The following is a 26,648-nucleotide window of genomic DNA, read 5'->3' as shown; positions in this document are numbered from 1 at the left end:
TTCTGAAACGGCTTAGCTAACAAAACTCTTATGCTATTTTTTTTATTCATAATCAAATTTAAATAATATATAGTTTATTTTGTTATGATAGATAAAAAGCTTATAGAAAATATTCATCAGAACATAGCTGTCAGTCTTGAAAATCTTCTTTTAGAAATTGATATAAGTGGTGAAGAGACAACCGGTGATGAAACATCTTTATTAATCGAACAATATTTTGGTCATATTGGTCGTTTGTGGATTGCTGAATATCTCAATACAGGAAAAAGTGACGAAGTTATCAACAAACTTCTATATGATTTTCTTAGATCCAATGTAACAACTGGACAATGGGTTTTAATTTCTAGAACTATAAAAAATTACTTTATTAATCGTAAACTTAATACATTTTTAGATGGATTAATTGATGAAGACTTTGGAAGCCAAAATGATAATAATTCTGATACATCAAAATTAATTCATTATAGAAATTTATTTAGTCATGGTAGTTTAGAGGTCACTCTTAAAGAGATAAAATCAAGTAGAAGACTTATATTTAATAAAATTAAAAAAGCAAAATTTCTTCAAAATATAATTTATATTAAACCAAATTTAGATCTTAATTATACAAAACTAGGATTAACTAATCAAACAGTGAAGCTTCCAAAAGATTTAAAAGCAAACACTCTACAACCTTTTTTTATAAATAAGACTAATAAAATTCTTAATTTATATCCATTATTCATAATAAATGGCCTTGACAATAAAAGCTTTGAATTAAAGTTTTATTCATTAAAAGACTCAAAAATTTCAATTGATAGTTTGTTTGAAAGAGAAACATTAAAGATATGGTTTGAGAGATATGAAAATGAAAGATTAGGTAATATTGAAAGTTTTAATCATGTAATGAACTCAACTAAAAAAAGACTAAATAAAACATACAAAACTAAGTTTTATGATTTTTTAGAAAATGAAAAATTAAATATGTTAGTTATTAAGTCATATCCAGGTTTTGATAAAATAACTTTTATAAAAGAAATTTTTAAAGTTCCACATTCAATTTTAAGTAAAAGAAAAATTGATCATGTAAATTCTTATGTAGTTAAAAAAGATGGACTTAGTATGTCGTCTTACACATTCACTAGATTTATTATTAGTCAAATTGAATTAACTTTAAAAAAGGCTAAGGGTTATTATTTCATAAATAACACTGATCACATAAAAGCATTAGATAATGGCTTGAAAGATTTAAAAGATAAAAATAGATATTTATTAATTGGCATAGAAAATTTGCATATTGGTGAAAACTTTTACCTTAAAGAAAATATGAACATAATTGATATTTACAATTTACTTGTAAAATCAAATGTCATTTTGATATCTACAATTTATACTGGTGCAATAAAATCGAAATTTTTTTATGATGATGAAATATTTAACACTACAATTCCTGAAAAAAACATAAATCAAAAAGAACTAGAGGTGACTTTAGACGGCCTTAAAAACAAGTTAATATACAATATTTTAAAATGTTTTGAAGATACAAAGTCATACTATAATTTATTTGATATTTGTGATTTATTTGAAAAAAAATATAACACTAATATTTTTGAACCTAAACTAGAACGTGAAATTTTTGATCATATTTACCTTTTTTATGAAAAAAATAATACTGGTAATCATGAAAAAAGTTGGAAACTTTTTACTCCTTTAATAAAAAAATATTTAAGGTCATAAAATGAGTTTTGAAGAATTTATAAATAGTTTAAATAAAAATGATAGAATTGAGTTTGATTACTTAATCTCTTTACTGGAGAATGATGGGTCTAACCCCAAAGAGATTAGATCTAATGTCGCTAAGTTATTAATGTCTATTCTTAGTCGATCTGACCAAAATAACTTAATTGGACAATTAATGTCACAATTTAATGAAATATATTTTAGTAAAAGCGACCAATTAAAACAGATATCTGACGAAAATTTAGTGAAATTACTTCCATATCCATTGAGTGCTAAAATTAATGAAATAATTAAAAGCAAAACTAATTTAGATCAAGGTATTAATCAACCTCAATTTGGTTATCAAATTTGTTCAGTTCTGGGACTTTATTTAAGATTTTTAGGAGTTTTATTAATTAATGTTTATGCGAACAGAATAGACAAAAAAAATATTAAAGTTAACAATCTTATAGTTAAAACAATTAGAGCACCTTCAGATGGAAGTTGGTTAAGTTTAATTAGAGAATTACTGAAATTTTTAAATAAAGAAAATAATGATAAAAACCTTCTTTTACTTAAAAATAATTTGGAACAAAAAATCACTAATTCTAATAATAAAAAATATACAATTTACATGATCTTAGAAGATCTAGTGTCTTTTCGTAATAAACTTGTACATGGTGAAAAAGTAGATCAGAATTTTATTATACAAAAGTTCCAAGATATTATTAACGTTTTTAAAAATTTAACTTTCTTATTATCGTGGAAAATTTTTGTCAGAGTAAATAAAAGGGTGTTTCATATATCTGGAAGCTTACCCAAGGAAATTAATGATAAGTTCTATAATGATTTACCCGATAAAGAAATATGCCTGATTATAGATGGTGATGTAAAAAAATACATTTCATTATACCCTTTACTTCATTTTAACATATCTTCAAATGAGATGGATATTAATGAATTGTTTTTTTTAAATTCAGGAAGTGTTAATAAGTTAAATTATATTTCTTATAAGACTTCTTCAGAAATAGATGGAAAAACTATAGGTACTTATGATGAATTCCAAACCTTTTTATCAAATTCAATACCTACTCCAAACTTACCCCCTGACCCAAAGATTAATTTTGACGATTTGATTTTAGAAAAAAATAATCTCTTCGTTGGAAGAGAAAATATACAAAAAGAATTTACAAATTATGTGAATAAATCAAGCACAAATTATGGAGTAATTAAAGCACTTGCTGGCCAAGGTAAAACAGCTTTAATGTGTCGTTTGATATCAGAAAATAAGAATATAAATCATTGTATTTATCATTTTTGTATGTCTCAAGATTCTAGAGATAGACCTGAGGTAATGCTCAGATCTTTAATTGCTCAGTTATGTGAGATATTTAAACTTAATATAACAGATTGGCTTTCAGAAAACTTAAAAGATTTGAAGGAGAATTTATTTCCGAATTTGTTATCTCAAATTGGTAGGGGTTTAAAAAATAAAAAAATATTAATTTTTATTGATGCTTTAGATGAATCAAATAGGGATATTGAAAAATCAATTGGTAAAGTAATACCAAGAATTAGCATAAAAAATATTAAGTTTATAATTTCTTATAGGGTAGAAACAGATAATAAAAATATTTTTGTAGAAAAAACTTTAGATCATTTGCAAGACTTAAAAATCTTAAGTTTTAAAACAGCGAACCCCATGAAGGGTCTCACCAACAATAATATAAAAGAATTTTTAAATAAGATTTTTGATGGTCAGACATCAGAAAAAATATTTTTAGATTTTGTATGGGAATGCAGTCAAAATGAACAAAAAAATGGAGCTGATCCATTTTACTTAAATTTTTTCTATGAGAGTGTAAAAGAAAATAAAATAATTTTAAATCGAATAGAAACTGTCCCTAAAAATATCTCTCAAGCTTTTGATAATATATGGTTAAATCTACCTAAAGGTAATGACTTTTTAATTCATAAAATTCTATGTTTATTAGCACTCATGTTTGATTATGGAGACGATCAAATGATGACTGAGTATTTTAATAATCAAAAAGAATATAAGGAAAACCCCTTATCCCCAACTGAGATAGCTATAGCAAGAGCATCAATAGGAAAGCTTCTTATATATGATGGAGATAAATATAAGCTTTTTCATGATAGATTAAAGTTTTTTTTAGTTGGGAATCAGCCAGATCCACTTAAAGAATTTAATGGATAATATACTATGCCTAAAATCAGAGACAAAGCAGTTAAAGATATACATATGAGTTTTATTACGTCTTCTTTTCTAATAACAAAAAATAAAAGTGAGTCTAATTTCTTAAATTATATTTCAAAATATTCTCCCGTTCATGCCATAGTTATAAAAAAAAAAAATATCGCCAAAAAACTCTTAATTTCTAAATCATTTTTTTTATATATCTTTAATATTTCAAAATTAGAATATATTAGTTTATTATGGAGGATAATTGATATTAAAGAATTTGGTTCTAGTTATCTGACGTCTTCAAAAACAATTAACATTTATAATGAAATTGATTTACTTACTAAAATCCTAAGATTTTTTAATTATATGGGTTGGCGTAAATTTGGAATAGAAATAATTAATTTTCATTTTTTAAAAAATAAAAATTACGATTATTTATTGTCACAAAACTTCCAAAATAAAATTAAAAAAAAACAATTAAATGATTTATTAACTGTTTGCGTATTTTTTTTTTATAAACATAATTTATTTAGTATTTCAAAAAAAATTACTTTACTTAGAATAAAAGAAATAGAAAAAGAATTTGGTAAAAATCATATCAATACTATTAAAATAAACATTAGATTGGCAAATATTTATCTAAATAATTCTGACCTGGATCATGATAAATTAATTAAGGCAAAACATATTTATGAAGATAATTTGAAAATTCTAAAGAAAATATATTCATATAAAAGGTTTTATTTAATAAAGGTTTTATTTGATTACACTAAAGTTCTTAGACGTTTGAATGAAAATGATAAAGCAAAAAAAATCATATATTTATTAATTAAAAAAGTTCATCAAAATTTTGGACATAATCACGAAATTATTTTAGATTTTAAGCTTCAATTAGCAAAATTATTTGGAAAAGAAGATATTGAAAAATCAGTTGAAATTCTAAATGAAATAATTCCAAAACAGGAACAAAAATTTGGATTATTAAGTGATCACGTATTTGAATCCAAAAATTCTTTAGCTTTAAGATATCGAAATTTAAATAACATACCGTATTCTTCAAAATTGTTTTTAGAACTAGAAAATACAGCTACAAAAAAATACGGTCCTGAGCATTTAACTACTTTGAGAATGTCAAAACAATTAGCTAAAAATTACACATTAGAAGGTGATTTTCCCAAAGCCGAAAAAATTTATAAAAAAATATTAAATGTTTATGAAAAAAAATTCAATTTAATGGATCCTATCCTTATGGAGCCTTTAATGGAATTAAGTATTATATATAAAAAAATGAAAAATAATAAAATGTTTAAAAAAATGTCAGAAAGAGTATTAACTATTAAAAATCAATCCAAGTCACTAACTTAATATTATCAAAATAACTGTCTGCTTTTATAGTGTTTGAAAGTATTATTAAAAATAAAAAAGATATGATTTTTATTTAATTATTCATAATATGTATATGTGAAATGAGTTTTTATTGATGAAGATAAGAAATACTACAATAGAAAATTTTAATTATAATTTTTTTGAAACTTGTTATCACTTAAAAGAATACAACAATATATCTTCCTTTAAAAAGTATTCAATAATATTTGGACTTAAACATGGGTTAATATTAAAAAATAACAAAAAAAGTCAAAGAAAAATTAAAGACCTTAATTTTATTTTAAATTTTTTTGAATTAAGTGAAAACGAAATTTATAATAGAAAATTATTGAGATATATTAACAAGAATTTTGATGGTTCATCATTTTATAATCAATTTATTAATTTAAACTCAAAAAAGATTAAAGATGATGTGATCAATCAAGTGTTTTTGTTTCTAAATTTTTTGAAAAAAAATATTTTTAACATTTCTGGTATTAAATTATCTCAAATTATTTTAAAAAATAAAAGTAATCATTTTAAAATGATGAGACCTAGATTCGAAGGTTTATATTGTGACTTTTTAATACAAGATGGTCAATATATAAAGACAATTGAGTTCATTTCATCTTTGAATAAAACCTCATATCCAAAAAAAATAAAAGAAAATTTAGATATAACTTTAGGTCAATCTTATGGAGAGTTAGGTAAATATAAAAAAGCAATTATTACATTTGAAAATATCTTTCAAAAACTTAAAAATAACAAAAATTTAAATTATGTTAAGGCTGGGATAGAACTAGCTTTGCTTTATTTAAAAGAGGGTGAATTTAAAAAATCAAAAAAACTAATCCTTAATTTGTTAGATTTATCACAAAAACGATTTAGCGATTCAGATGAGCTCTATGTGCTCCAAAATACTTTAGCAAAATATTATGGTGAAATTGGTAATTATAATAATTCAATTAAAATTTATAAAGAACTAGAGCCACAAGTTAAAATCAAGTTTGGTGAACATAGTCCTTTTTACATCCAGGTTTTAGGAAATTTAGGTTCACTTAACTCTACTACAGGCAATTTCAAAGAAGCACTTAATATAAAGAAAAAAACCTTGAATATGCGAGAAAAAGTATTTGGAAAATTTCATCTATTAACTATTTTTGAAAGGCAAGATTTATTTGTTAATTATTGTAATTTAAATAAAATTAAGCAAGCAGAGAAGTTATTTAACGAAAATAACAAAGTAGTGAAGTTAAAAGATATTGAAAAAGAAATTAATATTCGCCATCTCTTAAATAAAGTACAATTATTATATTCGAAAAAAAAATACTCTGAATTAGAGATTTTGTTTAATAAATTTAAAATTTTAACTTTTATAAAAACAAAATTTAATCATACGTATGTATGTCAAATTTTAAATTTTTTAGTTGTTTCATTAATGGAAAATAAAAATTTTAAAAAATGTCTTAAAGTTATTTATATTATTTGGCCTTTTTTTGTTAGGTTTTATGATCATAAATCTGATCTTTTTTCACAAACTGTGTTTAATAAAATATACTGTTTAGTAGAATTAAATAAATTAAATGAAGGTTTAGAATATATAAATGATATTTTAAAAAAATTTAAAATAAATGAAAAAAATAATAGTGTTTTTTTTATGGGATTAATCGATCAAAGGGCTATGATTTTTGAAAAATTATCATTATTTAATGAAGCATGTAGAGATCTAGAAAAATATTTATACCTTTATGAAAAAAATAATGGACTTGACGAAGATTATTATATTTATATTTACAATCTTGCACAAAGTTATAAACAGGCTGAGCTTCATAAAAAAGCTATTCAACATTTTGAAATAGAATTCAATTATTTACAAAATAAATTTTTGCCCGATCATGACGAAGTTAAAGAAAGTTTATCAAACTTAGATCAATATTTATTTGATCAAAAAATGCATTCAAAAGCGATAGAACATTTAAAAACTCAGATAAAAAAAATCAAACAAAAAGATATTCAATTGTCGATGAGGTATAGAGTTAGATGTGTTGATCATTATGAAGAAAATGAAGATTTTAAAAATATATCAAAAGAATTAAAAGTTATTTTAAAGTATTGTGTTTCAAAAATGGGAGTCGAACATCAGGCTACAATAACAAACAGTTATAAGTTTTGTTTTTATATGTTTAAACTCAATCAATTCAATTCCTGTAAGAATTTTTCATTGAGGCAATATAAGGTTTATACTAAACATTATGTTAACGATGAATTAAGTCTTAAGGGCCCACTTTTACAACTTTTAGGTAAAGTGTATTCTGAATTAGGGTTATATAAAAAGTCATTAATCTATTTTAAGGAATGTATAAAACATGAAGAGAATTGTTATCAAAAGAGTAAAGATCCTGATGCATTAATATCTATTTATAGTGATTCTATAAAATATCTTAAAGATGATAATTTAATTCTTATTCATGAAATAAAAAATAAGTTAGAAAAAATTCAATCTTCTAACTAAAAAGAATACTAAGTTTGTAATTATTGATAATATTAATCCAACACATAAATAAATAGGAACGACTCCAAACTTAAAAAACAAATTCAAGTTGACTAAATATATTTGGAAATAATTTTGAATAGCGTTAAAAATTATTTCGCCACCAATAAAAATCATTGCAAATGTGCCAATTATTGAGAGTAGTTTTAATAAATATGGAATTATTTTTATAAGGAAAAGCCCAAATCTTTGTAAAATTAAACTTGTTTGTTCTTCAATCAAGTAAATTGCAAAATCATCTGATCTAACAATTAGAAAAACTAACCCATATACTACTACAGTTAATAAAACTGATATAAGTAGTAAAATTAAAAATTGATCAATTATGGGTGAGTTAAGATTTTCATTAGAAGCTATAGACATTATTTCAGCGGATAAAACAAAATCTGTTTTAATTGCTCCTTTTATTTTTTTATTTTCATTATTCATTTTATTAATTTTTAATTTTGAATAACTTTCCTTATAATATCCTAACCATTCTAAGATTTTTTCACCTCCCTCAAACAATAAGTAAAAAGCACCTAAAACAAGAATAGGTAAAATCAATTGAGGGATAAAATATGAAAACAATAAAATTATTGGTAAAATAATTAAAATTTTATTTATTAAAGAAAATTTAATTATCCTCAATATTATAGGTATTTCGCTAGAAGGTGATATCTTAGATAAATACTTAGGAGTGACAGCAATATCATCAATCACCACACCAGATACTTTCTTAAAAGTTAAAATTGATGATGATCCAATTTTTGACGAGTATATTGATACATTTTTAGTTAATGCAATAACATCATCTAAAAGCAAAAGTATTCCAGAACTCATAACTCTAAAATAACAAAATCATTATTTTACTCAATATTTTTTTTATAGTTTCTTTATATTCTGATTGATGTAGTTAAGTTTTTTGAAAAAACTAGAGATTAATGGTCGGGGCGGAGAGATTCGAACTCCCGACCCTCTGGTCCCAAACCAGATGCGCTACCAGGCTGCGCTACGCCCCGAACATCTCGATTTATACTTTAGAAATTGGTAAAAGCAAGCATTAGTTTTGTTTTACTTAATAAAATTTATCAATATAAATTAATATTTAATAATAGGACAATTTAACTTGTCACCTACTTGACTTTTCAACTCACCTGCATTCATTTCCAAAACAAATGTTACCTTTTCATTACTACTTATATTTTTTTGATCTAAAGCTTTAGCATTTCTATAAATTTCGACAATAATACCCTTCATATTTATAAAAAATAAATCTAAGTTTAATAGAGTATTTTTCATCCAAAAATTTCTTTTCTCACTTTTGTCCCAGATAAACAACATTCCATTGTCAATCATAATTTCTTCTCTATTCATTAAACCGTAGGATCTTTTCTTTTCACTATCAGCAATCTCTAAATATAATTTTTTAATTTCTTTTTTATTAATAGTAATTTCACAAACTGTTTTTGTAAATTCAGGCACTTGTAGATTTGCAAATATAGTTTTAGGGGAAGCTATAATTAGGAAAAATCCTAATATTGCCACTTGTAATAAATTTAATAAAAAAATATTCATAAATTTTTTATACTTAAAACGTTTTTTACAAGAGATATTACTTCAGAGCTTACAATTGTTTTAACATCGTGATCACGCCAAGATTTTAGCCATTGATTGGGTATTCCCATTCTTACGCGACTGTTATTCCATTTAAGTGAAGATAATAAATTACTACACTCTTCTGGCATATCACTATCTAAAAGATCATCTCGGTTATTTAACAAAACCCAATTCCCTGCCCATGCTTTTGCTGTAAGGTATGGATTATATCCACCACCACCTAATATTATTGAACTTTCACATAACAATAAAATATCTTTAATGGCTCCCCAATATGCATTATTAGATAAACATATTCTAGATTGTGGGTCTCCATTAAGCATATCTGCTCCAGCTTGTATGATTAATAAGTCTGGCTGTATTGATTTAGCGTAAGGAATGACTGCATTGTTAATTACATAGTCAATCTCTGAATCGTTAAAGCTCTCAGAAACTGGAAAATTTAATATATTTTTAATATTGTTTTCTTCTAACTTACCTGTTTGTGGCCATCTGTTTTTTTCGTGGATTGATATTATAGTAACGTTTTCGTTATTAAGAAAGGCATCTTGAACCCCATCACAATGATGAGCATCAATATCAATGTATAAAACTTTAGAAAAACCTAATTCTAATGCTTTTAAAATTGCAAGAACACAGTCATTTAAAAAACAAAATCCATATGCTTCAGATTTTCTACCATGATGTGTACCCCCTGATATATTAAGAATTTTTTTAGCTTGTTTATTAGCTATCATTTCAACAGCTTTAATTGATGCTTTAGCTGCAGACGCTGGCCGAGAAAAAACTTCACTGAAAATTGGATTGTTACCTATTCCAATATTATATTTTCTTTTCAAATAATCTGGAAGGTCTAGCTCTTCCTCAGCTTTTTTAAGCGCTTTAACGTATTCTAAATCATGAAATTTAATTAATTCATCAATTTCAGCAGGTTTATTTTTGATTATTTGCTCTTCATTGACCCATCCCATTAATTGAATAAGTTCAACACTTGGCCAAACTCGATCCATATCTAACGGATGACCTTTTTCATATCTAGAGCCTTTAAAAATATCACTTGTAAATAAATAATTCTGCATTGTACTTTTTTCTAATATATATATTTATATTATCAAATATTTTTTTTATAAGGTTCACATGCTTAGAGGTTTAATTATAGCAGCTACAATCTTTGCGATTTGGGAATTTTGTTGTGTATATTTTAATCTTCCTCCATTCATGTTACCACCTCCGTCTAAAATTTTTATGTCCATCTATACTAACTGTGACTTACTTTTAAAGCATGCGTCTTATACCTTAGTTGAAATTCTAGCTTCAATATTTATAGGAACTATTATAGGGATAGTTACTGCGCTAACAATATCTTCTTCAGAAAGACTTAAGCGATGGGTGATGCCTATTTTACTTGCAAGTCAATCAATACCAGTTTTTGCACTAGCTCCTCTATTAATCTTATGGCTTGGCTATGGAATGAGCAGCAAAATAGTTATTGGAGTATTAATTGTTTTCTTTCCTATAACTTCAAATTTTACTGATGCTTTAAATAAGGTACCTCAAGAACTAATTGATGCTGGAAAAACTATCGGTCTTACAAAAGCACAAGTTTTTTGGAAAATTAAAATACCATCTTCCCTTCCCGGATTATGCTCTGGCATACGTGTTGCTGCTTGTTTTGCCCCTATCGGAGCTGTCGTAGGTGAATGGATAGGAGGCAGCACAGGGTTAGGCTCTTTTATGATTTATAGTAACGCTAGACTTCAAACTGACAATATGTTTGCAGCTTTAATAATTTTAATTTTTATAACAATTACGTTATACAAAGTAACCGACATGATCCTCAGCAAATATGTTTGGTGGAAATGAAAAAACATATTGATTTTTTCCTAATAATGTAAAAAATGTTATTTGCCAGGGGTGCTAGACATGTGTCTTGCTGAGAAATTAACCCTTATAACCTGATCTGGTTAAAACCAGCGGAGGGAGATGCACAATGCATAATATAATAAGAATTTTATCAATAATATTTTTAACATTAACAATTAACTTTGCTTATGCAAAAAATGACAAACTAACAATTGGATTAGATTGGTTTATAAACCCAGACCACGCTCCTTTAATTATAGCTGAAAAAAGAGGTTTTTTTAAAGAAGTTGGGCTTGATGTAGAAATGATTGAACCAGCTGACCCTAATGACCCTCCAAAACTAGTTGCTGCAGGTAAATTAGATTTAGCAATTTCATATCAACCCCAACTACATATTCAAGTAGACCAGGGCTTGCCTGTAGTAAGAGTTGGAACATTGGTAAGCGTTCCTCTTAATTCTCTAGTTGTTTTAAAGGATGGCCCTATAAAATCGATAGCAGACTTAAAAGCCAAAAAAATTGGTTTTTCAGTAGGTGGATTTGAAGAAGCTTTATTGTCAGGAATGCTTGAGAAATATAATTTAAAAATGTCAGACGTTGAATTAATAAATATTAATTTCTCTCTGTCACCTTCTTTAATTGCTAAAAAAGTAGACGCTGTAATTGGTGCTTTTAGAAATTTTGAGCTTAATCAAATGGATATAGTTAACCATCCTGGCCTTGCTTTTTATCCAGAAGAGCATGGTGTACCCTCTTATGAAGAGTTAATTTATATTGCAAATGCAAAAAACAGAAAAAAACCTATTTTTGATAAGTTTTTTAAGGCTATTCAAAAAGCCACACTAACAATTGTTAATGATCCTCAGTCTACATGGAAAGACTTTTCTTCATTTAGGAAAGGCCTTGACGATGAGTTAAACAAAAGAGCTTATAAAGATACCTTATCTAGATTTGCGCTAAGACCGCAAGCACATGACCTTAATACTTACAGAGAATTTGGCAATTTCTTAAAAGAAAAAAACATCATCCAAAAGAGCCTGCAGGTGGAAACGTTTGCTAAACCATAAAAGTTTAAAACTTTTATTGAAATCGAGCCTAACTTTAGTTAAAAATAATAAATTCTAAAGTTAGGTTTTTTTACATTATGAAGTCATTTTTACTTTTTGTTATTTTATTAAGTCTATGGCTATTAATGTCTGGTCATTATACCTTTTTGATAACAAGCCTTGGAGTAATATCTTGTCTTTTTTGTGTCTATTTAGCAAAGAGAGCTAACTTAATTGATGACGAAGGTCTACCTTTGTTTTTTTTACCAAGATTGTTAAATTACCTTTTGTGGCTTTTCAAAGAAATATTTAACTCTAATATTGGCACCGCCAAAGCAATAATAACTGGTGATATAAACCCTGAAATATTCATAGTTAAATCTTCCCAGAATACTGACGTTGCTAAAGTAACCTACGCAAATTCAATTACCCTTACGCCAGGCACTGTTACAACACAAATTAATGAAGATAAATTTGAAGTGCACGCTCTTAATTCAGACTTTGGAAATGACGTAAGAAGCAATGTAATGGATAAAAAAGTTAAGTGGTTAGAGGGAGATATCTAATGTATTTAGCGGCTCTTATCGCATGTGGAATTTCTGGAATTTTAATATTGATAAGAATTATTTTAGGAAAAACTACTTTTGACAGAGTTTTAGCTATAAACACTTTAGGAACTATAATAGTTATAGGAATTGCTCTTCATGGCTTTTATACTGGAAGGCCAGAGTTTCTCGACATAGCTATTGTTTATGCCTTAATAAATTTTATTGGAACGGTAGCAGTTTTAAAGCTTTTTAGTACTGGGTCTCTAGGGGATGTTAAAAAATAATGGAATTTATAAAAGACATCATTACAGGAATTTTCTTTTTTATAGGTTCTATGTCTATTATTATTGGAGCTTGTGGCCTCATAAAGCTTCCTGACGTTTTTTCAAGAATACATGCTGCAGGTATGATTGACACAGGAGGCACAGCATTTTTTCTGCTCGGAATGATTGTTCAATCTGGTTGGTCTCTAATTACAGTGAAATTAATTTTAATTGGTATTTTTATTTTTTTTACTAGTCCTGTTACAAGTCATGTAACAGCTAATTTAGCTCGCCAAAAAAAACTAATACCTGTAGGTAAAAAGATTGGCAAACTTTTATGATATCTGAATTAATTATAAATGCTTTTTTAGTTACCGTAATGCTTGCTATCGCTATTGCGCTTCTTAAAACAAGAACTGTTATTTTTACTGTTATATTAACTAGCGCCTATTCTCTAGTTGCAGCATTGATGTTTATAACTCTTGATGCAGTCGACGTTGCATTTACTGAAGCCTCAGTTGGTGCAGGAATATCTACAGTATTATTTTTAGCAGCAATGGCTTATTTGCCTAAAAAAGAAGAAGAAACTATTGATAATCAATTTATTCCAGCTCTATCATGCATAATATTAGGTGCTATATTAATTTGGTGTAGCTATGACCTACCCCAAATAGGCTTAGTTTCTTCACCTATTCATCAACATGTGGCTCCTGACTATATATTAGGATCACGCAATGATATTGGTATACCTAATATAGTTACCTCTGTTTTAGCCAGTTACAGAGGTTACGATACTTTCGGTGAGACAATTGTTGTTTTTACAGCAGGTATCGCTGTTTTAGTTCTATTACAAAACAACAAAAAATTCTCCAAAGACACTAAATCTAAAATTAAGAAGAAGGTTGGTCGAAATGCATAAAAATCCAATCTTAAGAGTTTGTACTAAAATACTATTTGCACCAATAATTTTATTCGGTCTTTACGTCCAATTTCATGGTGACTTTGGTCCTGGCGGAGGGTTTCAGGCTGGAGTTATAGTTGCTAGCGCCTTCATACTATATACGATTGTGTTTGGATTAGAAAAAGGTAAGAAACTCTTCCCTTCAAATATAAATCTATTGTTGTTAGCACTAGGAGGTATTATTTACGGTGGGGTTGGAATTGCGTCGATCTTTCTTGGCGAAGAATTTTTATCTTATAACCCACTGGGCTCAACTCCTCAATCAGGACAGCATATTGGTATATTACTAGTTGAATTTGGTGTTGGACTTACAGTTTCTAACGTGATGATAGCCTTATTTAATGCCTTTATTGGTTTTAAATCAGGAAAGGCAAGTTAAAATGATCTCTTCATCTATAGGTATATGGAACTATTGGATCGTATTTTTGTTAATGATGATTGGCTTGTTCCTAGTTATAGGAAGAAAGAATTTTTTGAAAAAAATAGTAGGATTAGCTATTTTTCAAACTTCAGTTTTTCTATTGTACATCACCTTTGGTAAAATTGCTGGTGCAACACCACCAATATTAAATGAAGCGCTTGATACAGTTTATTCTAACCCATTGCCTCATGTATTAATCCTTACAGCAATTGTGGTTGGGGTTGCTACCACTGCTCTTGGTTTATCTTTAGTTTTAAGAATAAATTCAGAATATGGGAGCATTGAAGAAGATGACATATCTGCACAAGATTTAGTTGATTATCATGATGAAATAGAAACAAGTAAAAAATTAAAATCGAAATTTGTAAAATGACAGATATTTTAATTAAAAATCTTCCAATTTTAGTAGTTCTTTGTCCTTTGATGATGTCACTATTCGTAGTGCTTATTTCTAACGCTTTTATTAGTTGGATTTTAACACTATTAACTACAGTGTTAACATTTATTTTATCAATACTACTCTTTCAAGAAGTTCAAATACAGACATACATATCCTATGCTTTAGGAAACTGGGCCCCTCCTTTGGGAATTGAATACGTAATAGACAAGGTCTCAATAATTCCAATTATAATTATTAGTTCTATTAGTCTATTATCAACTATCTTCTCTTATAAGTTAATGCCTTTTGAAGTAGGTCAATCTTCAATTTCTAAAGTTTATAGTTTGTGGCTGTTAGCTATAGCAGGATTAATAGGACTAGTTACAACTGGAGATGCTTTCAATCTTTTTGTATTTTTAGAAATTTCTTCTCTCGCTTCTGTAGCCTTAGTTGCAATGGGAGCAAAAAAAGATAAACAAGCTTTAGTTGCAGCTTATAATTACCTGGTTATAGGTGCCGTTGGAGCAACTCTTTATGTTATTGGTGTTGGTTTGTTATATAGCATAACTGGAACCTTAAATATAGAAGACTTATCTAATAGACTTAAAGAAATAGATAATAACCGAGCTTTAATAGCTGGATTTGGTTTTATGATTACAGGAATAATGGTCAAAGCTGCAGTTTTTCCACTTCACATTTGGTTACCAAGAGCCTATTCATATGCACCCTCAGCTGTTTCAGTATTACTAGCTGCAACTGCAACAAAAGCGTCACTTTACATTTTAGCACGTATATTATTTTCTATTTTCAACATTTCAGATGATTTAATAATTATTACTCTTAATTATGTAATACTTCCCTTATCAATATTAGCAATGTTTGCTGGAACAATAATGGCAATTTATGAAAAGGACATAAAACGTTTATTAGCTCATTCTTCTATAGCTCAAATTGGCTATATAACTCTTGCTTTTTCAATTGGTTCAAAGGCTAGTATTGCAGCAGGTTTTATTCATATGTTTAATCATGCTCTAATTAAAGGTGGCTTATTCATGGCGATAACTTCGATAGGCTATTACCTTCAAAAAAGAGTTACAATTAATAATTTGTCAGGATTAGGTAGACAAATGCCTATCACTTTTTTCTGCTTTATTTTATGTTCTTTAAGCTTAGCAGGACTCCCACTAACTGCCGGTTTCATATCAAAATTATATTTAATAAAAGCGACTATCAGCTCAGAGGGAATTTGGATAGTATTTCTTATTTTGTTTAGTTCAGCATTATCACTGATTTATTTATGGAAAATGATTGAAGCTTTATGGCTGCATGAGAATATAAAAAAAATAATAATCAATGAAAATCCTTATATCTATATTTCTCTTTTAATTATAACTTTTTTAAATATTTATTTTGGTTTAGACGCTTCCTTAATTGTGAATAGTAGTGAAGGTGCAGCAAATACTCTAATGGGATTTTCAAAATGATCCCTATTGAATATTTAATTTTAATTACTGTCTTTCCCCCTCTCTTAGTATGTACAACAACACCTTTTCTTTCTGGTAGAACCATTTTAAGAGATTTACTAGGCCCAATTGGAGGACTTGTGAGCTCATGGGGTTCTATAAAATTGGTACAAGCTGTATTAGACGGTGAACAACCTAAATTAGAATTCCTACAAATTGCTGAAGGTATTTCTATTGGTTTTACAGTTACACCCTTAGGAGCTTTATTTGGATTAGTTGCTTCAGTATTATGGATATTTGCTGGAATCTATTCAGTTGGATATATGAGAGGCAATAAAGAAAAGAGTCAAACCAGATTTTCAACTTTTTATGCTTTGGCAGTTCACGCAGCTTTATGCATAGCCTATGCTGGTGACCTCTTAACATTGTTCATTTTTTATGAAATTCTAACCTTTTCAACATACCCATTAGTTACACATAAACAAGACGAACTGGCTCAAAAAGCTGGTCGTTTGTACATGTCTATTTTGTTTGGTTCGTCAGTTATCTTACTTCTACCTGCAATTATATGGGTATGGGTTATTACCGGTTCTCTTGAAATATCGCAAAATGGTGTGTTAGATGGAAAAATTGATCCTAAATATGCACCATTTTTACTTATGATGTTTGTCTTTGGAATTGGCAAAGCTGCACTTATGCCAATTCATAAATGGTTACCTGCCGCTATGGTTGCCCCTACTCCAGTATCAGCTCTTTTACATGCAGTAGCTGTTGTAAAAGCTGGAGTTTTTACAATGCTTTTAGTTTTAACTAATGTGTTTGGAATTGAATTTTTATCAAAAACAGGAGCATCGTTTTGGCTAATTGGACTAGCTTCTTTTACCCTTTTAACAACAAGTGTTATTGCTATTTATAAAGATGATATTAAAGCAAGATTAGCTTACTCTACTATAAGCCAACTATCTTATATTACTCTAGGAGGTGCTCTAGCTTCTTCCCTAGCAACTCAAGGTGCAGCTTTACATATTGTCACTCATGCAGCAGGAAAAATTACTTTATTTTTTGTTGCAGGTGCTATTTATGTTGGAGCAAAATTATCAAATATTTCAGAATTAAATGGTCAAGGTAAATCTATGCCTTTAATTTTCATTGCCTTTTTTATAGGTTCTCTTTCAATAATTGGTGTTCCTCCTATGGGAGGTTCTTGGAGTAAGTTTTTTTTAATGCTAGGTGCTGCAGAAAGTGGTTATTTTTTTGTCATAGCTGTTTTTTGTGTTTCTACTATCTTAAACGTTTATTACTTATTAGAAATACCTGCCAGAGCTTTCTTCTTTAAGAAAGAAAAAGAAATAACAGCTAAAGTGCCATTATTAATAACGATACCAACATTGATGACATGTTTTTTAACAATATTATTATTCTTCTTTATTGAACCTTTTCAAAACTTAGCTTCTTTAATGGTGGGAAAATGATCAAATTACTATTTCAAAAATTTGGTAAAATTAATACGTCTGTACTCTTTTTATGTATATTATTTTGTGTCTTGGAATTAGTTGGCCATAGATATGGTGAAACATCAATAGAAGACTTTCTCTTTTTTCCAGCTTTTTTTGGATTTATATCTTGCATCGTAATTTTCAAATTAGGTGTAAGCTTAAGAGCATTTCTTATGAAAGATGAGGATTATTATGATAAGTAGTTTACCTCCTGGTTTCATAATGGTCCTTGGAGCACTACTAGTTCCATTTTTACCACATATAATCCGACAAGTTTATATGATGATTTTAATTTTAATTTCGTCCTACTCTCTAACTTTAGGATTTGGAATTCATTCAATTATAAATATTATGGATTATGAGTTTATTTTATTTCAGTCTGATGCTCTGACACTTCCATTTGCAATTATTTTTCATATTGCTGCTGCTTTGAATGTTATTTATGGCGCTCACGAAAAGCATTGGAAACAGCATGTCTCAATAATAAGTTATAGTGGAGCTGCAATAGCAGCAATACATGCTGGTGACTTACTTACTTTATTTGTTTGGTGGGAAGCGACTGCGTTTACATCAGTTTTTCTTATATTAGCTGGTAATTCAACAAGATCATATAAATCAGCTGTAAGGTACATAATAATCCAAGTTATTTCAGGCATGTTTTTGTTAGCTGGTGCTGTTATTCTATTGTTAAATGACGGAAACGTTCTTCTTACAAAGTTTGATATTAATACTCTTCATGGTCAATTAATTTTTATTGCTTTTGGAATTAAAGCGGCTTTTCCTTTACTAAATGGATGGTTACAAGATGCTTATCCTGAAGCTTCTGAAATTGGAACCGTTGCCCTTTCAACTTTCACAACTAAATTGGCAATATTTTGTTTTGCTAAATGTTTTGCTGGAACAGAAATTTTAATTGCAATTGGTGCGATAATGACATTTTATCCAATATTTTTTGCTGTGATTGAAAATGACTTGAGAAGGGTCTTAACTTATAGTTTAAATAATCAGCTTGGCTTTATGATAGTTGCAATTGGCATAGGCACAGAATTAGCTATAAATGGAGCTGTTGCTCATGCTTTTGCCCATATTTTATATAAAGGATTACTATTTATGGGTATGGGAGCAGTCCTTTATCGGGCTGGAACATGTAAGGCTTCTGAATTAGGAGGTTTATATAAATATATGCCTATTACTGCAGTATGTACTATAATAGGAGCAATATCAATTTCAGCTTTTCCTTTATTTAGCGGTTTTGTTGCAAAATCTCTAATTATGTCAGCATTAGGAAAAGAAGGTTTAGTTTTAGTCTACTTCATGCTTCTATTTGCATCCGCAGGCGTATTACATCATTCGGGTATAAAAATACCTTTCTTTGCATTCTTTGCACATGAAAGTGGTATTAAAACTAAGGAAGCTCCAAAAAATATGATTGTGGCGATGATAATAGCTTCTGCGTTATGTATAATGATTGGTATTTTTCCAACAATGTTTTATCAAATATTACCATATGAAATAATATATGAACCTTATGATTTCAGTCATGTTGTCGGACAATTACAGCTATTAACATTCGCTGCTTTTGCATTTATATGTTTGTGGCATTTTAAAATTTATCCTCCAGAGCTTAACTCTACAGTCTTAAATAGTGATTGGATATATAGGAAAATGTTACCTGGAGTATTACTACCCCTATTAAAATTAATTAACAAAGGTAACCAGAAATTAGAGAATAAAATTAATTCTACATTTTCAAAATTTAAATTATTTTTTTATAATTATATGTTAAATAATAAAGTATTTGATAGAGATGCTGGTCCGGATACATTAATAGTCATACAAATTTTTACTGTTTTCTTAGTAATAATATTATCGCAAGTATATTTCTTTTAATTAAAATAATAACTGAGGGTTTAGTACTATGGAAATGTCAGGGGAACATCAAATACCTGCAAATAGAACTGAAGTCTGGAAAGCACTTAACGATCCCATTATACTTCAAGCATCTATACCTGGATGCACTGAATTGGAAGCCATAGACTCTCAACATTTAAAAGCTACTGTGGCACTTAAAATTGGTCCTGTATCTGCAAAATTTAAAGGTGAAGTTGAATTGTCTGACATAATTGAACCAGAAAGTTATAGAATTTCTGGAGAAGGTAAAGGCGGTGTTGCTGGCTTTGCCAAAGGTGGAGCAAACGTAACATTGGAAGAAAATGACGATGGAACGCTATTAAAGTATAATGTAGACGCTAAAATTGGCGGCAAATTAGCTCAACTTGGGTCTCGGTTAATAGATTCTACATCAAAAAAACTTGCTGGAAAATTTTTTGATAATTTTGTAAAAAACTTTGAAGCCAAAGAAGATTAAACTTAATTAAAATGAGAGGAAATTATGAAAAAAGATAAAAAAACTTTACCTGAGGGTATTCCCGCTGAAAATGTATATGAAAACACACATGTTTTATTATATGTATTTTATGCAATAGCAGTGGCAAGTGTAGTATTATTATTGGTAAATCAATAATTGAATACTTTATCTATATATCAAGAAAAAATTTTAAAACTTGCTGCAGAAAATAAAAAAAGTTTTGCTATAGATCATTATAATTGTTCATTTAATATGAAAAACCCAATGTGCGGGGACGAAGTTCAAGTCAGGGTTGATCTAATAAATAAAAAAATAAACAATATCTCAGCTATAGTGAGAGGTTGCGCACTATGTGAAGCATCTGCTGGATTAGTTGTACAATTATTTAAAAACAATTCAGTACCTCACAATGACTTTATGAAAGAGTTCTTATTTTGGTTAAATAATAATGGTCAAGAAATAAATAGCTCTCTACCTAAAGAGCTTGAAATATTCCTGCCTATAAAAGAGATATCAAACAGGCATACATGTATAACAATGCCGTTTGAAGCAACAATAAAATCTTTGAAATCTACTAATAAAGAAAATTAATTAATCTGGTGACACAGAGAACTTACCAAATAGTACTACTGCCCCGACTAAAACAATTGGATATAATATTAGTAATATAAGACCGACATCTGGATTCATTTTGATACCTTTATACAAAATTAAAGTTTAATGATTATCTTTTATTAAAAAAAAACAAAAATTACTAGTACCTGTATATTTTTTTTTGTTAAGTAATATAATTAAATGTTTTAAAGGGATGTTTATGAGTAATCGAGAAATAATGGAATATGATGTAGTAATAGTTGGAGCGGGTCCCTCCGGCTTAAGTGCCGCAATAAAATTAAAACAATTAAGTAAAGATGCTAATAAAGATTTATCAGTTTGTGTTGTCGAAAAAGGATCTGAAGTTGGAGCTCATATTTTATCAGGCGCGGTAATTGAAACTAAAGCCCTTGATGAACTTATACCTGATTGGAAAACAAAAGATTGTCCCCTAAAAACTAAAGCAAATAATGATAAATTTTTATATTTGACTGAAACAAAATCATATCAATTACCAACACCTCCTCAAATGCATAATAAAGGGAATTATATAATAAGTTTAAGTGACTTCACTAAATGGCTAGCTGAACAAGCAGAGTTACTTGAAGTTGAAATATATCCAGGTTTTTCTGCATCAGAAGTCTTGTTTAACGAGCAAAATAAAGTCATTGGTATTGCTACTTGTGATATGGGTAGGTTAAAGGATGGAAGTGAAGGTCCTAACTTTGAACAAGGAATAGAATTACACGCAAAGCAAACTGTTTTTTCAGAGGGTTGTCGAGGTCATTTAGGTAAAATTTTAATTAAAAAATTTGACCTTGATATAGAAAGTTCACCCCAAACTTATGGTATTGGAATTAAAGAGTTATGGGAGATTTCACCTGAAAAAAGTAAACCTGGAAGTATTCTTCATACAACAGGTTGGCCTTTAAAAAGTGACACTTATGGTGGTTCTTTTCTTTATCACTTAGATAAAAATAAAATTTCAATTGGTTTTGTTGTTGGGCTAGATTACAAAAATCCTTATCTATCACCTTATATGGAATTTCAACGCTTTAAGCATCACCCTGAGATTAAAAAAATTCTTGAAGGTGGAAGAAGAATTAACTACGGCGCAAGAGCTTTAAATGAAGGTGGAACACAATCATTACCAAAATTAACCTTTCCAGGTGGAATGCTCGTAGGTTGTGAGGCTGGTTTTTTGAATGTACCTAAAATTAAAGGAACACATTTAGCTATGAAATCAGGTATAATAGCAGCATCAACTATTCTTGAAAATATTGATACAAAGGATGAAATATCAAATTTTGAGGATCAGATTAAGAATAGTTGGGTATGGTCTGAGTTATACAAAGTTAGAAATATAAGACCATCATTCAAGTGGGGCTTCTGGAAAGCTATAGTTTATAGCGCATTAGATACTTATATTTTTAGAGGTAATGCACCTTGGACCATAGATCATCATGGAACTGATCATGAAAGTTTAGAAAATAAAAATAAACATGAAAAAATAAATTATCCAAAACCTGACAATATTATAAGTTTTGATAGGTTAACTAATGTGTCTTTTTCAGGAACTAATCATGAAGAAAATCAGCCATGTCACCTCACTCTAAAAAACGAAGATGTACCAATAAAGACTAATTTAGAATTGTATGATAATCCTGAGACACTTTATTGTCCTGCAGGAGTTTATGAGATAGTTCTAAATGATAACAAACCTCAACTTCAAATAAATGCACAAAACTGCGTTCACTGTAAAACCTGTGATATTAAAGATCCAACTCAAAACATAAATTGGATAACACCCCAAGGTGGTGGTGGCCCAAACTATCAAGGCATGTAATTTAGAAAAGTTATTAGACTTAAAAGTAAAATTTAGTTAACATGGTAATAACTTTAGGAAGCTTTATATTTTGAATCAATCTATCATTGGAATTATGTGGATGGTGTTAACCACTATCTTATTTGTCGGCGTTACTGCTACAGTAAGGTATTTAGAAGGAGAAGTACCTGCTCCACAAGCTGCCTTTCTGAGATATGCAATTGGAACCTTGCTGTTAACTCCATCTTTAATAACATTAATAAAAGTTAAACCAAATAAACCATTAATGAATAAGTTTTTGTTGCGTGGATTAGTTCACTCATTTGGAGTAACTTTATGGTTTTATGCTATGTCTGTAATGCCCGTTGCAGAAGTTACAGCGATTGGTTTTCTTACGTATATTTTTGTTTCAATTGGGGCTTGTATCTTTTTGAAAGAAAAACTTCATAAACATAGAATTACAGCAGTCATAATATCTTTTGTTGGAGCCTTAATTATTTTAAGGCCAGGTTTTAAGGTGATTGAAAGTGGTCAGTTTGGAATGCTTATGGCTACAGTTGTATTTACTGCCTCATATTTAATAGCTAAGATAGTATCAAAAGAGCGTTCATCATCTGAAATTGTTGCAATGTTATCAGTTTTTACAACATTTTTTTTGATACCCTCTGCAATATATAGCTGGGAACCTATATCTCTAGAAGCGTTATTAATATTAGCATTTACTGCATTAATAGCTACCATTGGCCATATAACAATGACACAAGCTATTAAAGCAGCTCCAATGGTTGTAACTCAACCAATATTATTTCTTCAGCTTGTATGGGCTTCAATGGTTGGTTTGTTTTTATTTGACGAACAATTTGATCTATATGTTATTATAGGTGGAACTGTAATTATGATATGTGTTTGTTATGTCTCTTATAGAGAACACGTATTAGGAAAAAAAATTACTAATGATGTCTTACAAAAAGTAATTTAACAAAATCAGAAAAATAGATCCAAAAAGAGTTAAACACCCTGTTGCTATTAAATTGGGTCCAATTATTAATTTTTTAATAGAAATTTTAAAATTTTCTGCAGTTGTTAATACTGAAAGAGAGGTAAAGCTACTAGCCGTGCCAGCACACCACCCAATTAAATGAGCCTGCATTAAGAAAGCAGCTTCCCAAACAGATAATAAAGGCCCAAACAATGATAATATAGGAGCTGAAGTAATTATAGGATGCACTCCTAATAAAGCAAAAAACCATACCACAAATGGGAGTAAAATGATCATAATCCAGAAAGGGAAATTCTCACCAATATTTAAACTAATAAAATTTTGGATTTCAGTTGATCCGCTTAGTATCGAACCTAAAAACATTGAAACTGATATCAACAACATTTCATCACCAGAATTTTTAATCAAACGAGTCAAATTTTGAATAATGAATTTGGTAGTTTCAGGCCGCCTCATCATCTGAAAAATCACTAAAATAGGAATAACTATCACAATCGCATTCAAGGCAGTTTTATTAAATATTTGTCCAACAAATAGAACGGATCCAGATAAGATTAATAGCCTTGACAAAATTGGTTTTACACAAGATATGGCTTCTAAAAGATAACCTAATGTCAACTTTCCAATTAGAAATCTCATACTTATTATATTAAACAACAAAGCTACTAATAATCCAAAGGCTATGCCTAACCACGCTGAATTAGAAGGTAAATAAAGCTGTCCAACTGCAAAACTTACAAAGAACGGAGACCATAAAACAGCTGTATTCATTCCCCTTATAGCTGCTTCTCCTGCAGCTTGCCTTATTTCATCTTTTGCATTTTGCGGTATCACCGACGATAATAATGGAAAAGTTCCAATATTTAAAACACCACCAAGTATGTGAGATGTTACCTGTAAACCTGAAAGTATCTTCGTAGAAATAAGTTCAGACAAAAGCTTTTGTGTTTTTTCTACTGATGGCATTGTTATAGCTGTAGCTCTTAATAACCATAAGCTTGGAAGAAAAGCAGCAAAAATAATAAAAAAGTTCCCTGCCCTTGCAAGTTCTTCTTCTCTTGGTAGATTAGGCAAAATCAAATAAGTAACAACAAACAAGAGCATGATAATGATTTTCGTAATATGTCTTGAAAAGATAAACATTAAAAATAACAACAAGACATAAACAGATATAATTGAGTAATTATAATAAATTCCAAAATTAAAACCATAAACAATTGGTAATACAGATAACCAACAAAATATCGTTAATATCAGTTTGAAAATCATAATTTTTTATTTCTTTAAACCAATAGGTTTTCCTAAGACTGAAGGAAATTGTCCGTTTTGATGAGTTTTTTTGAGTTTCAGAAGTCTATTATAAGCCCATATGGGATATTTTTCTGTTTTACGTATTGCTAAGTTTACATTAATTAAAACTGTCTCACTAACAGCAATAACTTTATTTTGTTTTATAGAAAAAATATCAAGGCATAAATGCATTTTTTTTTCGTCACAATCAACGACTAGTAACCTTACATTAAATTTTTCATCCAAGCTCATTTCATTTAGATAATGGTAATGAGATTGAAGCACAAAAGGACCTTGTTTGTTTTGTAAAGCATGGGTCTCTCCTATGCCAAGAGTATTCTCAAGAAACTCATCTAGAGAATTATCAAAAGCAAGAGTATAAAAAGCTACATTCATATGGCCGTTATAATCAATCCACTCTTTAAGAACTATTTTCTCAGAGAGAATAATTGGAGTTTTGTATGGACCATCATGTCCTTTTTGAATATTTCTGTTATTAGTCAATTTAATAAGTTCTAGTTAGTTATTTTTTTGATAAAATTTTAGTAGCTTCTTCAATTCCTTTTAAAGTTAGAGGAACCATTCTATCTGAAAATATTTCTTTGATCATATGAGTTGATTGAGAATAATTCCAGTGTTGTTCTTTAGTTGGATTTATCCAAACATTTGAGGGCCATTGTGTAATAGCCCTTTCTAGCCAGACTTGTCCAGGTTCTTGATTAAAATGTTCATTAGCTCCACCCTGAATTAATATTTCATAAGGGCTCATAGAAGCGTCACCAACAAATATACATTTATACTCTTTCCCATACGTCCTAAAGATTTCAGTTGTTGAAAATTGTTCTTTCCATCTTCTTGAATTATTTTTCCACACACCCTCGTATAGACAGTTGTGAAAGTAAAAGAAGTTTAAATTTTTAAACACATTTCTTGCTGCTGAAAATAAGTTCTCCACTTGCTTAATATAGTCATCCATTGACCCACCAACATCTAAGAACAGAATAATTTTTATTGAGTTTTCTCTTTCTTGCCTAGTTTTAACATCTAAATACCCATTTTTTGCTGAATGAGATATTGTTTCATCGATATCTAGTTCTTCTTCTACCCCAGTTCTTGCCCACTGTCTTAAGCGTTTTAAAGCTACCTGCAGTCCTCTAGTGTCAAGTTCTCTAGTATCATCAAAATCTCTAAAGGTACGTTTGTCCCAAACCTTAACTGCTTTTCCTTGACCCCTTGCATGTTGCCCAATCCTAATACCCTCAGGATTATAACCATAGGCTCCAAATGGAGATTTTCCAGCAGTACCTATCCATTTATTTCCACCTTGATGACGTTTTTCCTGTTCTTTTAACCTTTGTTCAAGTGTTTTCATCAATTCATCAAAACCACCTAAAGATTTAATTTCTTCCATTTCTTCTTTTGAAAAATACTTATCTAACATTTTTTGTACCCACTCTTTTGGTACATTAAGAGAATTTAAAATATCATCTAATTGTATTGATTCAATTCCTTTGAAATATTCACTAAAAACTAGGTCAAATCGATCAATTAATCTTTCATCTTTTACTAGACTAGTTCTTGCTATGTAATAGAATTTATTTACGTCATACTCAATAAAATCTAATTGTATTGACTCCAAAAAAGTAAAAAATTCATTCAACGTTACAGGTATTCTAGAGTTTTTTAATTTGAAAAAAAAATCTAAAAACATTC

Annotated in this window: 27 protein-coding genes, 1 tRNA gene and 1 riboswitch; of the genes, 21 read left to right on the top strand and 7 right to left on the bottom strand. The window is 28.8% G+C overall.

Annotation, left to right across the window (positions count from 1 at the left end; all coding sequences use genetic code 11):
- The first annotated feature begins 84 nt into the window (after positions 1-84).
- From ABXT66_RS04240 to ABXT66_RS04225, 4 genes are all read left to right on the top strand, one after another.
- Positions 85-1,716, top strand: coding sequence for a hypothetical protein (locus ABXT66_RS04240; RefSeq protein ID WP_443644413.1), 1,632 nt, complete (start codon positions 85-87; stop codon positions 1,714-1,716).
- 1 nt (position 1,717) lies between these two features.
- Positions 1,718-3,916, top strand: coding sequence for a hypothetical protein (locus ABXT66_RS04235; RefSeq protein WP_443644412.1), 2,199 nt, complete (start codon positions 1,718-1,720; stop codon positions 3,914-3,916).
- 6 nt (positions 3,917-3,922) lie between these two features.
- Complete coding sequence (locus tag ABXT66_RS04230; RefSeq protein ID WP_443644411.1) at positions 3,923-5,269, top strand: tetratricopeptide repeat protein; 1,347 nt, start codon at positions 3,923-3,925, stop codon at positions 5,267-5,269.
- A gap of 115 nt (positions 5,270-5,384) precedes the next feature.
- Positions 5,385-7,781, top strand: coding sequence for a tetratricopeptide repeat protein (locus ABXT66_RS04225; RefSeq protein WP_443644410.1), 2,397 nt, complete (start codon positions 5,385-5,387; stop codon positions 7,779-7,781).
- Here ABXT66_RS04225 and ABXT66_RS04220 read toward each other — a convergent pair.
- The 4 genes from ABXT66_RS04220 to ABXT66_RS04205 form a co-directional block, all read right to left on the bottom strand.
- Positions 7,755-8,624 carry a DUF808 family protein gene (locus ABXT66_RS04220; protein WP_443644409.1) on the bottom strand — a complete coding sequence of 290 codons (870 nt, stop codon included), beginning with the start codon at positions 8,622-8,624 and terminating at the stop codon, positions 7,755-7,757. The genes ABXT66_RS04225 and ABXT66_RS04220 overlap by 27 nt on opposite strands.
- A 120-nt stretch (positions 8,625-8,744) precedes the next feature.
- Positions 8,745-8,821: transfer RNA gene (locus ABXT66_RS04215), tRNA-Pro, on the bottom strand.
- 79 nt (positions 8,822-8,900) lie between these two features.
- The gene (locus ABXT66_RS04210) at positions 8,901-9,377 is read right to left on the bottom strand and encodes a DUF192 domain-containing protein (protein WP_443644408.1); all 477 of its coding nucleotides are present in this window, start codon (positions 9,375-9,377) and stop codon (positions 8,901-8,903) included.
- Positions 9,374-10,498: an acetoin utilization protein AcuC gene (locus ABXT66_RS04205; protein ID WP_443644407.1), complete on the bottom strand. Its 1,125-nt coding sequence runs from the start codon at positions 10,496-10,498 to the stop codon at positions 9,374-9,376. Before ABXT66_RS04205 ends, ABXT66_RS04210 begins: the two co-directional genes overlap by 4 nt.
- A gap of 58 nt (positions 10,499-10,556) precedes the next feature.
- Here ABXT66_RS04205 and ABXT66_RS04200 point away from each other — a divergent pair, with 58 nt between their 5' ends.
- From ABXT66_RS04200 to ABXT66_RS04120, 17 genes are all read left to right on the top strand, one after another.
- Positions 10,557-11,282, top strand: a complete 726-nt coding sequence (locus ABXT66_RS04200) for an ABC transporter permease (RefSeq protein ID WP_443644406.1) — start codon at positions 10,557-10,559, stop codon at positions 11,280-11,282.
- A 37-nt stretch (positions 11,283-11,319) separates the two neighbouring features.
- Positions 11,320-11,420, top strand: a riboswitch (TPP riboswitch).
- Positions 11,410-12,348, top strand: coding sequence for an ABC transporter substrate-binding protein (locus ABXT66_RS04195; protein ID WP_443644405.1), 939 nt, complete (start codon positions 11,410-11,412; stop codon positions 12,346-12,348). Its footprint overlaps the riboswitch before it by 11 nt.
- A 77-nt stretch (positions 12,349-12,425) precedes the next feature.
- Positions 12,426-12,893 carry a Na+/H+ antiporter subunit E gene (locus tag ABXT66_RS04190; RefSeq protein ID WP_443644404.1) on the top strand — a complete coding sequence of 156 codons (468 nt, stop codon included), beginning with the start codon at positions 12,426-12,428 and terminating at the stop codon, positions 12,891-12,893.
- Positions 12,893-13,159: a monovalent cation/H+ antiporter complex subunit F gene (locus tag ABXT66_RS04185; RefSeq protein WP_443644403.1), complete on the top strand. Its 267-nt coding sequence runs from the start codon at positions 12,893-12,895 to the stop codon at positions 13,157-13,159. Before ABXT66_RS04190 ends, ABXT66_RS04185 begins: the two co-directional genes overlap by 1 nt.
- Complete coding sequence (gene mnhG / locus ABXT66_RS04180) at positions 13,159-13,479, top strand: monovalent cation/H(+) antiporter subunit G (protein ID WP_443644402.1); 321 nt, start codon at positions 13,159-13,161, stop codon at positions 13,477-13,479. Before ABXT66_RS04185 ends, mnhG begins: the two co-directional genes overlap by 1 nt.
- Entirely contained in the window at positions 13,476-14,057 is a 582-nt protein-coding gene (locus ABXT66_RS04175; RefSeq protein ID WP_443644401.1) for a DUF4040 domain-containing protein, read from the top strand. The genes mnhG and ABXT66_RS04175 overlap by 4 nt, the downstream gene beginning before the upstream one ends.
- Entirely contained in the window at positions 14,050-14,478 is a 429-nt protein-coding gene (locus tag ABXT66_RS04170) for a Na(+)/H(+) antiporter subunit B (RefSeq protein ID WP_443644400.1), read from the top strand. Before ABXT66_RS04175 ends, ABXT66_RS04170 begins: the two co-directional genes overlap by 8 nt.
- A 1-nt stretch (position 14,479) precedes the next feature.
- Complete coding sequence (locus ABXT66_RS04165) at positions 14,480-14,893, top strand: cation:proton antiporter subunit C (RefSeq protein WP_443644399.1); 414 nt, start codon at positions 14,480-14,482, stop codon at positions 14,891-14,893.
- Positions 14,890-16,383 carry a monovalent cation/H+ antiporter subunit D family protein gene (locus tag ABXT66_RS04160; protein ID WP_443644398.1) on the top strand — a complete coding sequence of 498 codons (1,494 nt, stop codon included), beginning with the start codon at positions 14,890-14,892 and terminating at the stop codon, positions 16,381-16,383. Before ABXT66_RS04165 ends, ABXT66_RS04160 begins: the two co-directional genes overlap by 4 nt.
- Complete coding sequence (locus tag ABXT66_RS04155) at positions 16,380-17,834, top strand: proton-conducting transporter transmembrane domain-containing protein (RefSeq protein ID WP_443644397.1); 1,455 nt, start codon at positions 16,380-16,382, stop codon at positions 17,832-17,834. Before ABXT66_RS04160 ends, ABXT66_RS04155 begins: the two co-directional genes overlap by 4 nt.
- Positions 17,831-18,061 (top strand): hypothetical protein, encoded by a 231-nt coding sequence (locus ABXT66_RS04150; protein ID WP_443644396.1) that lies wholly within the window; start codon positions 17,831-17,833, stop codon positions 18,059-18,061. The genes ABXT66_RS04155 and ABXT66_RS04150 overlap by 4 nt, the downstream gene beginning before the upstream one ends.
- Positions 18,051-19,748, top strand: coding sequence for a Na(+)/H(+) antiporter subunit D (locus tag ABXT66_RS04145; RefSeq protein ID WP_443644395.1), 1,698 nt, complete (start codon positions 18,051-18,053; stop codon positions 19,746-19,748). The genes ABXT66_RS04150 and ABXT66_RS04145 overlap by 11 nt, the downstream gene beginning before the upstream one ends.
- A 28-nt stretch (positions 19,749-19,776) precedes the next feature.
- Complete coding sequence (locus tag ABXT66_RS04140) at positions 19,777-20,226, top strand: SRPBCC family protein (protein WP_443644394.1); 450 nt, start codon at positions 19,777-19,779, stop codon at positions 20,224-20,226.
- A 24-nt stretch (positions 20,227-20,250) separates the two neighbouring features.
- Entirely contained in the window at positions 20,251-20,382 is a 132-nt protein-coding gene (locus ABXT66_RS04135) for a hypothetical protein (protein ID WP_443644393.1), read from the top strand.
- On the top strand, positions 20,383-20,817 hold the full coding sequence (locus ABXT66_RS04130; RefSeq protein WP_443644392.1) for an iron-sulfur cluster assembly scaffold protein: 435 nt from the start codon (positions 20,383-20,385) through the stop codon (positions 20,815-20,817). It abuts the gene before it with no gap.
- A gap of 223 nt (positions 20,818-21,040) precedes the next feature.
- Positions 21,041-22,666, top strand: a complete 1,626-nt coding sequence (locus ABXT66_RS04125) for an electron transfer flavoprotein-ubiquinone oxidoreductase (RefSeq protein WP_443644391.1) — start codon at positions 21,041-21,043, stop codon at positions 22,664-22,666.
- Positions 22,667-22,736: 70 nt separating this feature from the next.
- Positions 22,737-23,624, top strand: a complete 888-nt coding sequence (locus ABXT66_RS04120; protein ID WP_443644390.1) for a DMT family transporter — start codon at positions 22,737-22,739, stop codon at positions 23,622-23,624.
- On the opposite strand, the gene ABXT66_RS04115 is transcribed toward ABXT66_RS04120, so the two are convergent.
- The 3 genes from ABXT66_RS04115 to ABXT66_RS04105 all read right to left on the bottom strand — a co-directional run bounded on the left by ABXT66_RS04115 (position 23,607) and on the right by ABXT66_RS04105 (position 26,646).
- Positions 23,607-24,788: a hypothetical protein gene (locus ABXT66_RS04115; protein WP_443644389.1), complete on the bottom strand. Its 1,182-nt coding sequence runs from the start codon at positions 24,786-24,788 to the stop codon at positions 23,607-23,609. The two genes, ABXT66_RS04120 and ABXT66_RS04115, sit on opposite strands and share 18 nt — an antisense overlap.
- A gap of 132 nt (positions 24,789-24,920) precedes the next feature.
- Positions 24,921-25,439: a thioesterase family protein gene (locus ABXT66_RS04110; protein ID WP_443644388.1), complete on the bottom strand. Its 519-nt coding sequence runs from the start codon at positions 25,437-25,439 to the stop codon at positions 24,921-24,923.
- 19 nt (positions 25,440-25,458) lie between these two features.
- Complete coding sequence (locus tag ABXT66_RS04105) at positions 25,459-26,646, bottom strand: vWA domain-containing protein (protein WP_443644387.1); 1,188 nt, start codon at positions 26,644-26,646, stop codon at positions 25,459-25,461.
- Positions 26,647-26,648: the final 2 nt, after the last annotated feature.

The sequence above is a fragment of the Candidatus Levibacter sp. Uisw_134_01 genome (assembly GCF_047717795.1).
Classification (GTDB): domain Bacteria; phylum Pseudomonadota; class Alphaproteobacteria; order Puniceispirillales; family Marisalimonadaceae; genus Marisalimonas.
The sequence above is the reverse complement of the archived record's forward strand: the minus strand, read 5'-3'. Positions and strand labels throughout refer to the sequence as shown.

Coding starts and splice junctions, on each gene's coding strand:
- ABXT66_RS04240 (WP_443644413.1), top strand. CDS start 85: ATGATAGATAAAAAGCTTATAGAAAATATTCATCAGAACATAGCTGTC.
- ABXT66_RS04235 (WP_443644412.1), top strand. CDS start 1,718: ATGAGTTTTGAAGAATTTATAAATAGTTTAAATAAAAATGATAGAATT.
- ABXT66_RS04230 (WP_443644411.1), top strand. CDS start 3,923: ATGCCTAAAATCAGAGACAAAGCAGTTAAAGATATACATATGAGTTTT.
- ABXT66_RS04225 (WP_443644410.1), top strand. CDS start 5,385: ATGAAGATAAGAAATACTACAATAGAAAATTTTAATTATAATTTTTTT.
- ABXT66_RS04210 (WP_443644408.1), bottom strand. CDS start 9,377: ATGAATATTTTTTTATTAAATTTATTACAAGTGGCAATATTAGGATTT.
- ABXT66_RS04205 (WP_443644407.1), bottom strand. CDS start 10,498: ATGCAGAATTATTTATTTACAAGTGATATTTTTAAAGGCTCTAGATAT.
- ABXT66_RS04200 (WP_443644406.1), top strand. CDS start 10,557: ATGCTTAGAGGTTTAATTATAGCAGCTACAATCTTTGCGATTTGGGAA.
- ABXT66_RS04195 (WP_443644405.1), top strand. CDS start 11,410: ATGCATAATATAATAAGAATTTTATCAATAATATTTTTAACATTAACA.
- ABXT66_RS04190 (WP_443644404.1), top strand. CDS start 12,426: ATGAAGTCATTTTTACTTTTTGTTATTTTATTAAGTCTATGGCTATTA.
- ABXT66_RS04185 (WP_443644403.1), top strand. CDS start 12,893: ATGTATTTAGCGGCTCTTATCGCATGTGGAATTTCTGGAATTTTAATA.
- mnhG (WP_443644402.1), top strand. CDS start 13,159: ATGGAATTTATAAAAGACATCATTACAGGAATTTTCTTTTTTATAGGT.
- ABXT66_RS04175 (WP_443644401.1), top strand. CDS start 13,476: ATGATATCTGAATTAATTATAAATGCTTTTTTAGTTACCGTAATGCTT.
- ABXT66_RS04170 (WP_443644400.1), top strand. CDS start 14,050: ATGCATAAAAATCCAATCTTAAGAGTTTGTACTAAAATACTATTTGCA.
- ABXT66_RS04165 (WP_443644399.1), top strand. CDS start 14,480: ATGATCTCTTCATCTATAGGTATATGGAACTATTGGATCGTATTTTTG.
- ABXT66_RS04160 (WP_443644398.1), top strand. CDS start 14,890: ATGACAGATATTTTAATTAAAAATCTTCCAATTTTAGTAGTTCTTTGT.
- ABXT66_RS04155 (WP_443644397.1), top strand. CDS start 16,380: ATGATCCCTATTGAATATTTAATTTTAATTACTGTCTTTCCCCCTCTC.
- ABXT66_RS04150 (WP_443644396.1), top strand. CDS start 17,831: ATGATCAAATTACTATTTCAAAAATTTGGTAAAATTAATACGTCTGTA.
- ABXT66_RS04145 (WP_443644395.1), top strand. CDS start 18,051: ATGATAAGTAGTTTACCTCCTGGTTTCATAATGGTCCTTGGAGCACTA.
- ABXT66_RS04140 (WP_443644394.1), top strand. CDS start 19,777: ATGGAAATGTCAGGGGAACATCAAATACCTGCAAATAGAACTGAAGTC.
- ABXT66_RS04135 (WP_443644393.1), top strand. CDS start 20,251: ATGAAAAAAGATAAAAAAACTTTACCTGAGGGTATTCCCGCTGAAAAT.
- ABXT66_RS04125 (WP_443644391.1), top strand. CDS start 21,041: ATGAGTAATCGAGAAATAATGGAATATGATGTAGTAATAGTTGGAGCG.
- ABXT66_RS04115 (WP_443644389.1), bottom strand. CDS start 24,788: ATGTTTATCTTTTCAAGACATATTACGAAAATCATTATCATGCTCTTG.
- ABXT66_RS04105 (WP_443644387.1), bottom strand. CDS start 26,646: ATGTTTTTAGATTTTTTTTTCAAATTAAAAAACTCTAGAATACCTGTA.